This window comes from Streptomyces sp. WAC 01529 (assembly GCF_003945545.1).
GTDB classification, from domain to species: domain Bacteria; phylum Actinomycetota; class Actinomycetes; order Streptomycetales; family Streptomycetaceae; genus Streptomyces; species Streptomyces anatolicus.
Window position 1 is genome coordinate 4,020,709 of the sequence record NZ_CP029617.1, and the last position, 15,728, is coordinate 4,036,436.

The window sequence follows — 15,728 nt, forward strand, 5'->3', positions numbered from 1 at the left end:
CCGTGACACGCCACGGGCCGAGGGGCAAGATGGCCTGAGCGAGTCGGCAAGCAGCGGTAACCAGGGAGGAAGCGTCGTCGTGAGCAGCAGGCCATCCCGAGGCGCTGCTCGCCTCGCAGCCATACTCGACGCGCTCCCGGACGCCCTGGTGCTCGTCAACGCCAACGGCACCGTCGTGAACGCGAACGCGATCGCGCTCGAGGCGTTCGAGACACCGGGCACCGCACTCGTGGGACGCGGTCTGCTCGATCTGCTGCCGGAGTTCGACTCCCGGCTCATCCCCGGCTCCATGCGGCGCCCGGACACCATCGACGAGCGCGGGCGCACCAAGCCCACGCGCATGACCGCCCGGCGCACGGACGGCACCGAGTTCCCCGTCGAGGTCACCAGCTCCCCGCTGGAAGACGGCAGGCACGCGTACGACAACCACGGCTACACCGGCGACGAGTTGCTGATGCTCGTCGTGCGGGACCTTTCGGGCACCGTGGACACCGAGGCCGAACTGGCCCGTTCGCAGCGGCAGACCGAGATGATCCTGCGGGCCGCGGCCGAGGGCGTGGTCGGTACGGACACCGACGGCCGGGTCGTCCTGGTCAATCCGGCCGCCGCGCAGATACTGGGCTTTCGCGCGAGCGACCTCGGCGGACAGGAACTGCACCCGCTGGTCCTGCACTCGCGCGCCGACGGCGAACCCTTCCCCTACGAGGAGTCCCCGCTCGCCGACACCCTCCGCTCCGGGCGCAAGCACCGGGTGCGCGGGCAGGTCCTGTGGTCCAAGAGCGGCGCCAAGGTGCCGGTCGACCTGACGACTTCCCCCGTGCGCGACGGGGACCAACTGGTCGGCGCGGTGATGACGTTCACCGACCGCAGGCCCTACGACGAGCTGGCCGAGAAGCACGAGGCCGCCCTCGCCCGGCACGCGGAGGAGATCCGCGCCGCCACCGAGCGGCACGCCGCGGAGATCAAGGCGGCGGAGGAGCGGCGCGCCGAGGAGATCAAGGCCGCCGAGGAGCAGCGGGCGGAGGCGCTCGCCGCCGAACAGGAGCGGTACGCGGCGCTCGCCGAGCGCGAGAAGGACCGCTTCGAAGAGCTGGCCGAGCGCGAGGCGGCGCGGTACGAGACGCTGGCGGCCCGGCACGAGCAGCTGCTCGCCGTCCTCGGCTCGTCCCTGCGCGGGCCCCTCGACGAGCTGCGCCGCGAACTGGCCGCGCTCGCCGCGGACGACGCGGGCCAGCTGTGGCCCGAGGCCAACCAGGTCCTGCACCACCTATCCGCCGGGTACGCCCGGATGACGACGCTCGTCGACAACGTCCTCGGCTTCCAGCGGCTCGACGCGGGCGACGAACAGCTGACCCTCACCCCTGCCCTGCTCGACGCGGTCATCGCCACCGGTGTGGAGGGCGCGGTCGAGCTGATCGGGCCCGGCCGGGCGCAGTTCGCCGTGCACGCGCCGCCGGTGGAGATCGTCGTCGACGCGGGGCGGCTCGCCACCGCGCTGGCCCATCTCGTCGCGGACGTGGCGGGGATCGACGCGACGGGCAACACGCGCGCGGGCGTCGCCGGTGCGGGTGCCGCGGCGGGGGGTTACGTCGACTCGACCATCGTGGTGGCCGCGGCCCAGCGCGGCGAGGTCGTCCGCATCGAGGTCCGGGGGCCCTACGCGGGCGGGGACCCGGTGCACGAGCCGATCGTGCGGGGCATCGTGCGGGCCCACGGCGGCGTGCTCCAGACGCACGAGGTGCCGGGCATGAACGGCAGTGCGTACGTACTTGAAGTGCCGCTCGTGGCGAGCGGGGCGGGCGGGGCGGGCTCTACGGAGAGGGGCGGTTCCGGAGCGGGCTCTACGGAGAGGGCCGGTTCGGCTGTGCCCGCCGCTCCGGGTGGTGTGGTCGCGGTGCCGGAGCAGGCGTCGCCCGCCACGGGCGGCGGCCGTCGGCGTGCCCGGCGTCCCTCGACGGACTCCTTCCTGGAGATCGGCGTTCCGGCGGACCCGTCCGGCGGTACGGAGGCCGGTGCGCCCGCCGCGCCGACCGGCACGGGACGCCGTAGGGGACGTCGCGCCGCGGAGGCCGCCGGTGCGCCGGGGAGCCAGGACGCCACCCTTGGCGGTGGGCCGGGTTCGGTGGCGACCGGGCAGGTGGGCGGGCCCATGGGCGGCTCCGTGGCGGAGGCGCAGTCTTCGGAGACGGCCGGTGGCGCTTCGGGGGTCACCTCTGGTGGCGCTTCGGGCGGTACCGGGCGGCGGCGCGGGCGGCCGAGTGCCGCCGAGGGCGCCGTGGTGACGGCGGCCGAACACGCGGCCGGATCCGCCGCGTTGGGCCAGACGGTGCCGCCGCAGGGCGTGCCGGTCCCGGCGAGCGGGACGGGCCGCCGCGCGCGCCGGGCCGGTGAGCAGCATGCGCTGCCCGCGCTGGCCTCGGGCCCGTCGGAGACTTCCGGTGCCGCTTCCGGCATGGAACTGGCCGCGGTGGAGGCAGGCAACGGCGACGCCGCGCGGCCCACGGGGCGCCGGGCACGGCGTGCGCTGGCGGCCGCCAAGGAGCGGGCCGCCGCGGAAGAGGCCAACAGCGGCCGCGTCTTCGCCCTTCCCCCGGCCACGGCCGACCGCTCCACGCCGGGCGGGGAGACCGCGCCCCAGCAGACCTCGCCTCAGCAGACCTCGCTTCAGCAGCCCGCGTACGCCGTGGGCCACGCCGTGGTGAACCAGGGCGCGGTCGCGGCGGGCCAGGGTGCCGCCGAGCTGGCCTTGGGACAGGGTGTGGTCAGCCCTGGCGGGCTGGGCCGGGGTGCCGGGGACTTGGGCGCCGGAGGCCTGGGTGCCGGGGGTTCGGGGTCGGAGGGCTCGGGCGTCGGAGACGCGGGCTCGGAGGGGCAGGGCGCCGTGGGCTCGGGTGCCGTGGGCTCGGGTGCCGTGGAGCAGGGGTCCTTGGGCCACGGTGCCGTGGGGCAGGGTTCCGTGGGGCAGGGCGCGGTGGGCCAGGGTCCCGCTGGGCAGGCCGGCGTGAATCAGGGCTCCGTAGGCCGGGGTTCCATGGGGCAGCGCTCCGTAGGCCAGGGTCCCGCTGCGCATGTCGGCATGAATCAGGGCTCCGTAGGCCAGGGCTCCGCCGGTCAAGGCCCCGCGGCCCAGGGCTCGGTGGGGCAGAACCCCGCAGGCCAAGGCTCCGTACGCCGGGCCCCCGCAGGCCAGCACCCCGTGAACCAGAGCCCCGCGGGGCGAGGCCCCGTAGGCCACGCCGTCGTGAACCAGGCCGCGGTGAGCCAGGGCTTCGACGTGGGCGCCCCCGGACAGATGTATCCGAGCGCCCTGGGCGACACCGGGCAGCACGCCGCGGCCCCGCACGCTCCGGGTGACGACCACACCCCGCCGCAGCCGCACCCCGCGCAGGCCCCGACGGGCCGCCGCCGCTCCCGCCGTCCGGTCACCGCGAACCCCGCGACTCCGGAGGGCCTCGCGGCTCCCCTGGGCAACGCCCCGAGCGGCCCTACGGCCTCCCCGGACGCCCCGGTGGCTCCGCAGGCCCCGCAGGCCCAGGGCGTCCCGACCGCGCGGCAGGCCACGCAGGCCGCGCAGGCCGCGCAGAACTCTGGCGCACCGGCGGTCCCGACGGCCTCGCAGGCCTCAGGCATTCCAGGCACCCCGGGGACTCCGCAGGCCCCGCAGGCCCCAGGCGTGCCAACCACCCCCGCCGCACCGGGCGCACCCGGCGCACCCGCCACCCCCGCGCCCCCGACCACCCCGCATCAGGGAACGCCCGCCCCCCGCACCGGCCAGAACCGTCAGGCCCCCGGCGCCGGACCGCTGCCCGCGCCGCAGCCGTGGCCCGACGGCACCACCCCCGCCGAGGGCATGCCCGCGCAGGGCAACGCGCACCCCGCGGGGACCCACGCCCAGGGCAACGCGCACCCCGCCGGCACCCCCGCGCACGGCGTGCCGACGCCCGCTCCGGCCACCGCCCTCCCGCCCGAGCGCGGCACGCGGGCGTCGCGGGCGGCCCAGCCGCTGCCCGCCGAGTCCGCGCCCGGTGACCCCAACTCGACGCAGGGGCGCGCGTTCAGCGTGCGTACGCTCGGCCAGGGCGTACCGTTCGGCCAGCAGCCCTCCGAGCAGCAGCAAGGCCACCAGGCCGCCGCGCCCGACCAGGGCAACAGGCCGACGGGCAACGCCCGGACCCCGCACTCCCCGGTGCCGCCCCAGGGCGCGCGGCCGGAGCCCGCGCCCTCCCCGGCCACGCCCCCGCAGGGCCAGGCCGCCGCCCCGCAGTCGCAGACCCTCGGCGGCTCAGGACGCCGGCGCAGGCTGGGCACGCCCCCCGCCCCAGCGGGCGACGAGCGCCCGGAGGCCTCGGCGCGCCCGCACCCGCAGACCCCGAACCCGGCACACGCCCAGTCCCGTATCGCCGCCTCCACCGAGGGAGCCGGACGCTCGTACGCGATCGGCGCCCCGGACGAGAACGCGGACGAGGGCCCGGAGCCGCTGGACGGCCCCGGCGGCGCGGTCGAGATCGCGAACCGCCCCCAGCCCCAGCCGATGGACGACGAGCTGCCGCCCGAGCCGCTGGACAACCCGCGCCGCCTCCTGGTGTGGCCCGCGCCGGACGTCACCACGCAGCAGGCGCTCAGCGACCGCGGCTACCGTCCCGTGATCGTGCATTCGCGCGAGGAGGTCGACGCGCAGATCGCGGCGTTCCCCGCGGCTCTCTTCGTGGACCCGTTGACCGGACCGATCACGCGCACGGCGCTCCAGTCGCTGCGGCAGGCCGCCGTGGCCGCCGAGGTGCCGGTGCTCGTGACGGCGGGACTCGGCCAGGCGACGCGCGAGGCGGCGTACGGCGCCGACCCCGCCGTACTCCTGAAGGCACTCGCCCCGCGCGACAGCGAGCAGCATCCGCCGCGCGTCCTGCTCATCGAGGAGCACGAGGAGATCGCGCTCGCCCTGACCGCGACCCTGGAGCGGCGCGGCATGCAGGTCGCGCGGGCCCAGAGCGACGCGGACGCGGTGACGCTCGCGGCGCAGATGCGGCCGAACCTCGTGGTGATGGATCTGCTCCAGGTGCGCCGCCGCCGGGCCGGGATCATCGACTGGCTGCGCGCGAACGGGCAGTTGAACCGCACTCCGCTGGTCGTCTACACCGCCGCCGTCGACGAGACGGAGCTGCCGCGCCTGGCGGCCGGCGAGACGGTGCTGTTCCTCGCCGAGCGCTCCACGAGCACCGAGGTGCAGAGCCGCATCGTGGACCTGCTGGCGAAGATCGGCACCAACTAGGCGGTGATGCGCCGCACCGCCGCCTTGACGGAGGCGCGCAGCCGTTCGCGGTCGGCGTCCTCGTCGCCGACGAGGATGCGCCGCATCTGCGGCACGGCCGTGGACCAGCCGGCCAGCGCGACCACCATGAAGAGCAGGTGGGCCGCGGGGATCTCGTCGCTGATCACGCCCCTGGCCTGCGCGTCGGCGAGGACGGCGACCTTGCGGTCGTAGTGGTCGCGGCGCTCGCGCTCGTCGGGCAGCTCCTCCGTGCCGTACTCGATGCCCTCCCAGAAGAGCAGGCGCAGCAGTTCGGGATGGTCGGCGTGGTAGTCCATGAGCCGGTCCATCCAGCCGTCCATGTCGTCCGCGTCGACGGGGTTGGAGACGGCCATCTCCAGCATCCGCTTCTCCAGGACCTGGGTGAACAGCTCCGCCTTGTTGCCGAAATAGGCATAGATGAGCTGCTTGTTGGCCTTCGCCTGGCTCGCGATGCGATCGATGCGGGCGCCCGCGATGCCGTACCGGGCGAACTCGGCGACCGCCGCCTCGAAAATCCGCGCCTTGGTGGCCTCGGGGTCTCTGACTGCCATGGGGACAGGGTAGGCGAACCCGTTCGGGTAACCAACCGGTTGGTTGCTTGACAGTGCGGCTCGGATGGGCGCAGACTTTTTCCAACCAACTAGTTGGTTGTCGCGTCGCTCGCCGCGCAGACACGAAGGAGACCCACTCGCCATGTCCTCATCCACTCCGCCCCCGGCCCCTCGGGCGGCCGCGAAGCCGCCCAGCGGCGGCGCCCGGACGCCCGGCCCGTCCCCATCCCCATCCTCGGCCCCGGCCGCGTCCCCGGCCCCCGGCCCGCGCTCCCTCCCCGTCCCGCACGGCCTCTTCCTCGTGCTCATCGCGATCTGCACGGCCGTGACCGCCGCGAACATCTACATCGCCGCGCCCCTGCTCCCGCTGATAGCCCGCGACTTCGGGTCGACGCCGTCGGCCGTCGCGTGGATCGCCTCGGTCGCCCAGTTCGGGTACGCGGCAGGGCTGCTGTTCTTTGCCCCGCTCGGGGACAGCGTGAACCGCCGCAAGCTCGTCGCGGTGCTCTCCATAGTCACGGCGGGGGCGCTCGCTCTGGGCGCGGCCGCCTCGGGCGCCACCGCGCTCGCCGCCGCCGTCCTGGTGGCGTCCGCCGCGACGGTCGTGCCGCAGCTGCTGGTGCCGCTGGTCGCCGAGCGCGCGCCCGCGCACCGGCGGGCCAGCCATGTCGCGGCCCTCATCGCCGGGCTCTTCACGGGCATCGTCGCGGCCCGCGTCCTCGGCGGACTCGTCGGTCAGGCCTTCGGATGGCGGTACGTCTTCCTGGGCGCCGCCGCACTGACGGCACTGCTGGGCCTCGCCTCGGCCGCCGTACTGCCCGCCGAGAACCGCCGCAAGTCGGGGCCGCTCTTCGCCGGTCTCGCCAAACTCCCCGGCGTGGTCCGCGGCTCCGCCGAGCTGCGCCGCGCCTGCATACGCCAGGCGGGGATGTACGGCGCGTGGAGCGCGCTGTGGACCTCGCTCGCGCTGCTCCTCACCGGCCGGGGCGGCGACGGCTATGGGATGACGACCGCGACGGCGGGCCTGTTCGGGCTCTTCGGTCTCGCGGCGAGCCTCGTCGCACCGCTCGCGGGCGGCATGGTGGACCGCTTCGGCGCGGCGAAGGTCGTCGCGTACGGATACGCCCTCGCGGCGCTGTCGGTGCCTCTGTTCTGGCTGGGCGGCGGGGCGCTGTGGGCCCTGTGCGCGGCGGCGGTCGCCATCCACATGGCGCTGGTCGCCAACCACATCGCCAACCAGACCCTGGCACTGACGACCACCCCCACTCCGGCGGTGGCCAACACCGCCTATGTGGTGGCCGGTTTCGCGGGCGGGGCGCTGGCCTCCGCGCTCGCGGGCAGCGCGTTCACCCACTGGGGGTGGACGGGCGTGTGCGCGGTCGCCGCCCTGTGGCTGGCGCTCGGATGGGCGACGACCGCGATACCGGCCCGGTACGGGCAGGTCAGAGCCGCGTGACGTCCAGCTCCCCGTCGGCGTACTGCCTGCGCAGGACCTTCTTGTCGAACTTGCCGACGCTGGTCTTCGGAACCGCGGGGATGACCGCCCAGCGCTCGGGGAGCTGCCACTTGGCGATGCTGTCGGCGAGGAAGTCGCGCAGGGACGCGTAGTCGGCGGCCGCGCCCTCCTTCAACACGACCGTGGCGAGGGGGCGTTCGCCCCACTTCTCGTCGGGCACGGCGACGACCGCGGCCTCGGCGACGTCCGGGTGGGACATCAGGGCGTTCTCCAGCTCGACCGACGAGATCCACTCGCCGCCCGACTTGATGACGTCCTTCGCCCGGTCGGTGAGGGTGAGGAAGCCATCGGCGCTGATCACACCGACGTCGCCGGTCTTCAGCCAGCCGTCCTCGCTGAACTTGTCCTCGGGCCTGAGGCTCTCGCCGCCCGCGCCGCCGTAGTAGGCGCCCGCGATCCAGGGGCCGCGCACCTCCAGCTCGCCGGCCGACTCGCCGTCCCAGGGCAGGTGTTCGCCCCCGGGGCCGACCAGGCGGGCCTCGACGGCGGCGGGGAAGCGGCCCTGCGTGAGCCGGTAGCCGAACTCCTCGTCGGTGCCGATCGCGTGGGCCGGCGGCCGGGCGACCGTGCCAAGCGGGGACGTCTCCGTCATGCCCCAGGCGTGGCAGACCCGCATGCCGAGGCGGTCGAACGCCTCCATCAGGGACGGCGGACAGGCCGAGCCGCCGATGGTGACCTGCGTAAGCGAGCTGACGTCACGCGGCTTCGCGGTCAGCTCGGCGAGCAGGCCCTGCCAGATGGTGGGGACGGCGGCCGCGTGGGTGGGCCGCTCCGCCTCGATCATCTCGGCGAGCGGGGCGGGCTGCAGGAAACGGTCCGGCATCAGCATGTTCACGCCGGTCATGAGGGTGGCGTGCGGGAGTCCCCACGCGTTCACGTGGAATTGCGGGACCACGACCAGGGAGGTGTCCGCGTCGCTCAGACCCATCGACTGGGCCATGTTGACCTGCATGGAGTGCAGATAGATGGAGCGGTGGGAGTAGACCACACCCTTGGGGTCGCCGGTGGTGCCGGAGGTGTAGCACATGGCGGCCGCGGCGCGCTCGTCCAGCTCGGGCCACTCATAGGAGGTGGGCTTACCGGCGAGCAGTTCCTCGTACTCATGCACCCGCACCCGCGCGTCCGCCAGAAGGGAGCGGTCACCGGGGCCCGACACCACGACGTGCTCGACGGTCGCCATCTGGGGGAGCAGCGGCGCGAGCAGGCCGAGAAGAGAGCCGTTGACGATGATGACGCGGTCGGCGGCGTGGTTGACGATCCACGTCAGCTGGTCGGCGGGCAGCCGCAGATTGAGGGTGTGGAGGATGGCGCCCATACAGGGCACGGCGTAATAGGCCTCGACGTGCTCGGCGTTGTTCCACATGAAGGTGGCGACGCGCTCGTCGTCCGTGACGCCGAGGTCCTCGCGCAGGGCGTGGGCGAGCTGCGCGGTGCGCTCACCGATCTCGCGGAAGGTGCGGCGCTGCGGGGCGCCCTCCCCGGTCCAGGTGATGACCTGCGATGTGCCGTGCACGGTCGTGCCGTGCCGGAGTATCCGGGTGACGGTCAGCGGTACGTCCTGCATCGTGCTCAGCACGGCGTCCTCCTGGGGCGACATCGCCTACGCGGCAGTAGGGGTTGCGCTGATTCTGCGCGCATACCGCTCGGTATGTCACTACTCCAGGACATGATCGATCATCGGCCGCCCACCGGGAGGGCCGTCACTCCGTTCAGTGCCGCTCACTCAGTGCCCGCACGCGTGAGTTGCCCGCTCGCTCAGCGGACCGGCGTGAGTTCCGGGTCCTCGCGGAGCTTGCCGAGCGCGCGCGACACCGCGCTCTTCACCGTCCCGATCGAGACCCCGAGCACCTCGGCGGTCTGGGCCTCGCTGAGATCCTCGTAGTACCTGAGGACGACCATCGCCCGCTGCCGGTCCGGCAGCTTCATGATCGCGCGCCACATCGCGTCGTGGAGCACCTGGTGCTCGGCCGGGTCCCCCGCGGGCGCCACCTCCGGCTCCGGCAGCTCGTCGCACGCGAACTCGTCGACCTTGCGCTTGCGCCACTGCGACGTGCGCGTGTTCAGCAGGGCGCGGCGCACATAACCGTCGAGCGCGCGATGGTCCTCGATCCGGTCCCACGCGACATACGTCTTGGTCAGCGCGGTCTGCAACAGATCCTCGGCATCGCTCGGATTCGCGGTCAGCGAGCGGGCGGTGCGCAGCAGTACGGGCTGGCGTGCCCGTACATAGGACGCGAACGACGGATAGGCGAAGGGCCCGGTGGCCCGCGCCGGACCCGTGCCCCGCGTCGCGGCCTTCGATGCGCTCGTGCACACGGACACCATGGATGCGGTCATGGCTCCACGCTAGAAGCGCCCCCTACTTCCGCGGATCGGCCCCAAGTCCCGAAGCGGTGTCCGCCTCAGGTTGTACGAGTGGTGCTGGCCCCACCTCCTACAGGTGGAGGAGGCGGGGCGCACCCCTGAGTGTTCACCCCTGAGAACCGCCCCGGCACACGGCCTCCGGCGGCCCGGGTTCCCTAGCCGACGCGCGCCACGGGGGCGTGCATCAGATTGCGGTCGATCACCAGTGTGCGTCCGCCGTGCCGCTCCGTGACGTTCCCCGCGTACTGGTGGATGCGCCGCCCCGGGCTCCAGGCGTTCGCGCTCAGCGACGGCTCGCGGTACAGGTGCGGCCGGGTGCGCCAGCGCGCGAACCACATCACCGCGGGCAGATCCCGCACGCCCGCCCGCCGTGCCTGCTCCATGTGCCGCACACCGGAGTCGGCGCTGCTGTAGAAACCGGGGACGTAGCCGAGTCTGCGCACTTCGCGGTCCCAGCCCCGTACGAAGGAGAGCGTGGTGCGGGCACACGCCTGCTTGCGGTAGGAGTACGCCTCCATGTCCAGGTAGAGCGGGCTGCGCGTCCGGAAGCCGACGGACTTGGCGCTGCGCACCGCGTCACGCGCCTCCCGCTTCCCCTGGCTCCAGGGGTGTCTTCCGATACGTACTCCCTTCTTGTTCTTCGCGACGACACAGGGCGACTGCGAGCCCACGTACACCGGCAGCACCCGCCACCCCAGCCGGTTCACCGCCCGTGTCCAGCTCCGGTTCAGGTGCGGCTGTCTCTTGCAGGCGCGGCCGCGCCCGGCGTAGTAGACGCCCACGGCGCCGTACTGGGAGCTGCGCCAGCGGCGCATGGTGTCGACCGAGGGCGCGATGCAGGTGTCGAACGCGCGGCCGCGGTAGGCGGGCGCCCTGGCCGCCAGGTCGGCGGGGGCGGTCGCGGGGTCGGTGGAGGCGGCGGCGCCCGGTGGGGACGCGGTCAGGTCGACGGTCAGGACAGCCAGGGCGAGGAGAAGTCCGATGATCAGCTTTTGGAGACGCATACGGTGAGTGAACGGCCCCTCGGCGCGGACCCGGCAGGGACACGCGGTGCGTTCAGCCGTCCGACCCCAGAATCAACCCCGAAGTGGGGACACCGGTGCCCGCGGTGACCAGAGTGCGCGCGGCACCCGGTATCTGGTTCACCGATGTGCCACGGATCTGCCGGACGGCCTCCGCCACGCCGTTCATCCCGTGCAGATACGCCTCCCCGAGCTGTCCGCCGTGGGTGTTCAGCGGCAGCCGCTCCTCGGCGACGAACCCCGCGGCCTCGCCCGGCCCGCAGAACCCGAACTCCTCCAACTGCATCAGCACGAACGGCGTGAAGTGGTCATAGAGGATGCCGACGTCCATATCGGCCGGTGCGAGCCCCGAGGTGCGCCACAGCTGCCGGGCCACGACGCTCATCTCCGGCAGCCCGCACAGATCGTCGCGGTAGAAGCTGGTCATCTGCTCCTGCGCCCGGCCCGCCCCCTGCGCCGCCGCGGTGATCACGGCAGGCGGATGCGGAAGGCCGCGGGCCCGCTCCACGCTCGTGACGACGATCGCCTGGCCGCCGTCCGTCTCCTGGCAGCAGTCCAGGAGCCGCAGGGGCTCGACGATCCAGCGCGAGGCCGCGTGGTCCGCGAGCGTGATCGGCTTGCCGTGGAAGTACGCCGCGGGGTTGGTGGCCGCGTACTTCCGGTCCACCACGGCCACCTGGCCGAAGGCGTCCGGCGTCAGGCCGTACGTATGGAGGTAGCGCTGGGCCGCCATCGCCACCCAGGACGCGGGGGTCAGCAGGCCGAACGGCAGGACCCAGCCGAGCGCCGCGCCCTCGGCGGACGGTTCGCGCCGCTGCACCCCCGAGCCGAATCTCCGGCCCGAGCGTTCATTGAACGCGCGGTAGCAGACGACGACTTCGGCCACCCCGGTCGCCACCGCGAGCGCCGCCTGCTGGACGGTGGCGCAGGCCGCGCCGCCGCCGTAGTGGACGCGGGAGAAGAAGGACAGCTCCCCGACGCCGACCGCCTGGGCGACCGTGATCTCCGGGCTGGTGTCCATGGTGAAGGTGACCATGCCGTCGACGTCGGCGGGGGCGAGCCCGGCGTCGTCGAGCGCCGCCCGCACCGCCTCCACCGCCAGCTTCAGCTCACTGCGCCCGGAGTCCTTGGAGAACTCCGTCGCCCCGATCCCGACGATCGCGGCCCTGCCTCCGAGGTCGTCACGCATACGAACGCTCATGCGGCACCCCCCGCGGGCAGGGTCACGGTCACCGTGCCCGTGACGTGCCTGCCGATGCCGTTGGCCCCGATGACCTTGACCGTGGCCGTGTCGCCCTCGGGGCCGGTGTCGACCTTCTCGACCGTGCCGCTCAGCACCATGGTGTCCCCGGGGTAGTTGGGCGCGCCGAGCCGTATGGCCACCTTGCGGAGGTTGGCCGTCGGGCCGAAGTGGTCCGTGATGTACCGGCCGACCAGGCCGTTGGTCGTCAGGATGTTCATGAAGATGTCGGGGGAGCCCTTGGCCTTGGCCAGCTCCGCGTCATGGTGCACGTCCTGGTAGTCGCGGGACGCGATGGCCCCGGCGACGATCAGGGTGCGGGTGACCGGGACCTCAAGCACCGGCAGCTCCTCACCTGCCCTCATCCCCGCTCCCCCTCCGTGCCCCTCGCCGCCCCCGCCGAGCCCGCGGCCCCCGCCGCTCGCTCCGCCTCCGTGGCCAGCAGATCACCCAGCTCCTCCAGGACTTCGCTCCCGCACCCCAGGTACGCGTCCAGTTGCCGCCCCCACAGAAAGTGCCGGTGCACGGGATGGTCGAGGTCGGCGCCCATGCCGCCGTGCAGATGCTGGCCCGCGTGCACCACGCGCGTGCCCGCCTCCGACGCCCACCAGGCGGCCGTCAGCGCGTGCGTGCCGTACGGCAGGCCCGCGTCCCTGCGCCAGGCCGCCTCGTAGGCCGTGACCCGTATCGCCTCGGTGTCCATATAGGCGTCCGCCGCCCGGAGTTGGACTCCCTGCTTGGCGGAGAGCGGGCGGCCGAACTGCTCCCGTTCGTTCGTATGGGCCACCGCACGGGCCAGCGACCCCGCGCACACCCCCGCCTGCAACCCGGCGAACGCCGTCCGCGCACTCGCCCGCACGTCCTCGTACGCCGAGTCCCGCACGTCCTCGCACGCCACCGCCCCAGCCACCGCTCCCTCTCTCGCCCCAGCCACACCCTCAGCCCCAGCGCCCTCACCCACCACCCCACCGATCCGCTCCCCGGGCGTCCCGTCGAGGATCAGCCGCCCCGCCGACCAGGGCGCGGTCAGCTCGACGGGCTCCACGCGCGCGTCCGCCACCTGCACCATCCACAGGCCGCGGTCCGCCGCCGCCACCAGCACATGCGTGGCATCCCTGAGCCACGGCACCCACGGCACCACCCCCCGGAGCACGCCCCTGGGCACCCCGCCGGGCACCCCGCCGCCCCCTCCGCCCGCCACCCCGCCGGGCATGCCGCCACCCCCCGTGGCCGCCACCGCCTCCACCCCGACGCGAGCGGGAAACGCGCCCGTGGCCACCGCCGTGCCCCGCCGCAGCGGGGGCAGCAGCCGGTCCCGCTGCTCCTCCGTGCCGTGCGCGGCCACCGCGAGGATGCCGTAGACACAGCTCGCAGCGAACGGCACCTGGGCCGTCCTCCGGCCCTGCTCCTCCAGCAGCAGGACCAGCCCCAGCAACCCGATGTCCTCCACCGCGCCCGGCAGCCCCGCCGCGCACAGCGCCTTCCACAGCTCGGCGTCCGAACCGCTGCCCGCCGCCGCGAGCCTCTCCGGTGTGGCCAGGTCGCCGAAGATCCGCCCGGCGAGATCCCGCGCGGCCGCCTGCTCCTCCGTGGGCGTGAAGTCCATGTCAGACCTCGCCCCCCGCCCCATCACCCAGCGCCCTGAACAGCGGCAGCTCCCACTCCTCGGCCACGCGCTGGAACACCAGCCGCACCGGCATCCCGATCCGCACCTTGTCGTGCGGCACCCCGATGATGTTGCTGACGATCCGCACCCCCTCCGCCAACTCGACGAGGCCCACCGCGTAGGGAGGGTCGAAGGCCGGGAAGGGCGGATGGTGCATCACCACGTACGAGAAGACCGTGCCCTCACCGCTCGCCTCGACCGTGTCCCACTCGGGCGAGCCACAGGCGTTGCACCCCGGCAGCCAGGGGAAGCGCAACCCGCCGCAGCCGTCACAGCGCTGGATCAGCAGCCGGTGGGCGGCGACGCCCTCCCAGAACCCCGCGTTGTCCCGATTGATCACCGGGCGCGGGCGCTCGCCCTTGGGCGTTCGCCGCACCGGTGCGTACTTGAGGATGCGGAAGCGGTGCGTCCCCGCCGGCTCGCCACCCGCCCTGACGTCCATCCGCGTGGTGACGAAGTGGCCCGCGCCGAGCTTGGTGGTCTTGCGCTCCGACACCGACTCGATCACCGCGTCGAAGGTGATCTCGTCGCCGGGCCGTAACTCCCGCACGTACTCCTGCTCGCAGTCGGTGGCGACCACCGCGGTGTACCCCGCGCCGTCGAGCAGCGCGAACAGGTCGTCGTACGCCTCGGAACGCCCCTGGTGCCCGGAGAGGCCGCCCATCGTCCAGGCCTGCAACATCGTGGGCGGCGCCACGGGATCCGCACCCGCGTACGCGGGGTTGGTGTCGCCCATCGCCTCGCACCAGTGCCTGATCATGGGAGCGTTGACCGGGTCCTTGCCGAGGCCCGCCTCCGCCGCGGCCCTGCCCTCGAACGCCTTCAACTCCTCGTACGCGATGTCCCGCACAGCGTTCACCGACGCCCCCTCCGCATGCCGAGCCGCATCGTCGCGACGATCTCGCGCTGCACCTCGCTCACCCCGCCCCCGAACGTGTTGATCTGCGCGGCCCTGTTCATCCGCTCCAGCTCGCCGTCCCCGACCCCACCCGGCGAGCCCGCCCGCACAAGACCGGCTTCGCCCGTGATCTCCTGACACATTCGGTACGCCTCGACGGCCGATTCAGTTCCCATGAATTTCACGCCGCTCGCGTCGCCCGGGGCCAGTCGGCCCGCCCCCACGTCACCCACCAAACGCCAGTTGAGCAGGCGTGTTGCCGCGAGGCGGGCATGCGTCTCGGCCAGTCTCGAACGCACCCACGGCGCATCGATCCGACGTTCGCCTTTCACCGGATCGGGTGTAAGGGCGCATTCAAACGCCGTGGTGTAGAAGTCCTCGGCCTGCATGCCGATCGCGGCGAGCGCCACCCGCTCGTGGTTGAGCTGGTTGGTGATGAGACCCCAGCCGCCGTTCTCCTCGCCGACGAGATTCGCGGCCGGCACCGTGATCCCGTCGTAGTAGGTGGCCGTCGTCGTCAGGCCGCCCACGGTCTCGATCGGCGTCCAGGAGAAGCCGGGCGCGTCGGTCGGCACGAGGATGATCGAGATGCCCTGATGCCTGGGCGCCCCGGGGTCGGTGCGGCAGGCCAGCCAGATCCAGTCGGCGTTCTGCGCGTTCGAGGTGAAGACCTTCTGGCCGTCGATCAGCCAGCTGTCGCCGTCGCGTACGGCCCTGGTCCGCAGTGATGCCAGGTCGGTGCCGGCGGACGGTTCGCTGTAGCCGATGGCGAAGACGAGTTCGCCGCGGAGGATGCGCGGCAGGAAGGCGGCCTTCTGTTCCTCGGTGCCGTACTTCATGAGGGTCGGTCCGACGGTGTTCAGGGTCACCATCGAGACCGGGGCGCCCGCGCGGTACGCCTCGTCGAAGAAGATGAACTGCTCGTCCGCGCCGCGCCCTTGGCCGCCGTACTCGACGGGCCAGCCGAGCCCGAGCATGCCGTCCGCGCCGATGCGCCGCAGCACGGCGCGCTGCCCGGCCGCGTCCGCGCTGTCGGGCGGCCCCTCGGGCAGCAGGTCCCGGAAGTAGGCGCGTAGTTCGGCACGCAGGCCGCGCTGGCGTTCGGTGGGGGCGAGGTGCACGGTGGCGACCCCTCCATCTCGTACCGACTAGGGTTTCTGACTGTCCGTCAGATAGCGTGCCTA

11 protein-coding genes are annotated in these 15,728 nt (G+C 73.5%); 2 read left to right on the forward strand and 9 right to left on the reverse strand.

The window, feature by feature from the left end:
• The first annotated feature begins 79 nt into the window (after window positions 1-79).
• Window positions 80-5,266, forward strand: a complete 5,187-nt coding sequence (locus DMA15_RS18125; protein ID WP_125513850.1) for a PAS domain-containing protein — start codon at window positions 80-82, stop codon at window positions 5,264-5,266.
• On the opposite strand, the gene DMA15_RS18130 is transcribed toward DMA15_RS18125, so the two are convergent.
• A complete protein-coding gene (locus DMA15_RS18130) occupies window positions 5,263-5,838 on the reverse strand; it encodes a TetR family transcriptional regulator (protein WP_125513851.1) in 576 nt (191 codons plus the stop codon). The genes DMA15_RS18125 and DMA15_RS18130 overlap by 4 nt on opposite strands.
• Window positions 5,839-5,980: 142 nt before the next feature.
• Between DMA15_RS18130 and DMA15_RS18135 the strand changes: the two genes are divergently transcribed.
• Window positions 5,981-7,294: an MFS transporter gene (locus DMA15_RS18135; protein WP_125513852.1), complete on the forward strand. Its 1,314-nt coding sequence runs from the start codon at window positions 5,981-5,983 to the stop codon at window positions 7,292-7,294.
• Here DMA15_RS18135 and DMA15_RS18140 read toward each other — a convergent pair.
• From DMA15_RS18140 to DMA15_RS18175, 8 genes are all read right to left on the reverse strand, one after another.
• A complete protein-coding gene (locus DMA15_RS18140; protein WP_125513853.1) occupies window positions 7,281-8,951 on the reverse strand; it encodes a long-chain fatty acid--CoA ligase in 1,671 nt (556 codons plus the stop codon). The genes DMA15_RS18135 and DMA15_RS18140 overlap by 14 nt on opposite strands.
• Before the next feature lie 158 nt (window positions 8,952-9,109).
• Window positions 9,110-9,691 (reverse strand): SigE family RNA polymerase sigma factor, encoded by a 582-nt coding sequence (locus DMA15_RS18145; protein WP_125513854.1) that lies wholly within the window; start codon window positions 9,689-9,691, stop codon window positions 9,110-9,112.
• A 182-nt stretch (window positions 9,692-9,873) separates the two neighbouring features.
• Entirely contained in the window at window positions 9,874-10,722 is an 849-nt protein-coding gene (locus DMA15_RS18150; protein WP_125513855.1) for a DUF1906 domain-containing protein, read from the reverse strand.
• Window positions 10,723-10,774: 52 nt separating this feature from the next.
• Entirely contained in the window at window positions 10,775-11,941 is a 1,167-nt protein-coding gene (locus DMA15_RS18155) for a lipid-transfer protein (protein WP_125513856.1), read from the reverse strand.
• Window positions 11,938-12,345 carry a MaoC family dehydratase gene (locus DMA15_RS18160; RefSeq protein WP_125513857.1) on the reverse strand — a complete coding sequence of 136 codons (408 nt, stop codon included), beginning with the start codon at window positions 12,343-12,345 and terminating at the stop codon, window positions 11,938-11,940. The genes DMA15_RS18155 and DMA15_RS18160 overlap by 4 nt, the downstream gene beginning before the upstream one ends.
• Window positions 12,342-13,586 (reverse strand): acyl-CoA dehydrogenase family protein, encoded by a 1,245-nt coding sequence (locus DMA15_RS18165; protein ID WP_125513858.1) that lies wholly within the window; start codon window positions 13,584-13,586, stop codon window positions 12,342-12,344. Before DMA15_RS18165 ends, DMA15_RS18160 begins: the two co-directional genes overlap by 4 nt.
• Before the next feature lies 1 nt (window position 13,587).
• A complete protein-coding gene (locus DMA15_RS18170; protein WP_125513859.1) occupies window positions 13,588-14,505 on the reverse strand; it encodes a bifunctional MaoC family dehydratase N-terminal/OB-fold nucleic acid binding domain-containing protein in 918 nt (305 codons plus the stop codon).
• Window positions 14,502-15,665: an acyl-CoA dehydrogenase family protein gene (locus DMA15_RS18175; RefSeq protein WP_125513860.1), complete on the reverse strand. Its 1,164-nt coding sequence runs from the start codon at window positions 15,663-15,665 to the stop codon at window positions 14,502-14,504. The genes DMA15_RS18170 and DMA15_RS18175 overlap by 4 nt, the downstream gene beginning before the upstream one ends.
• Window positions 15,666-15,728: the final 63 nt, after the last annotated feature.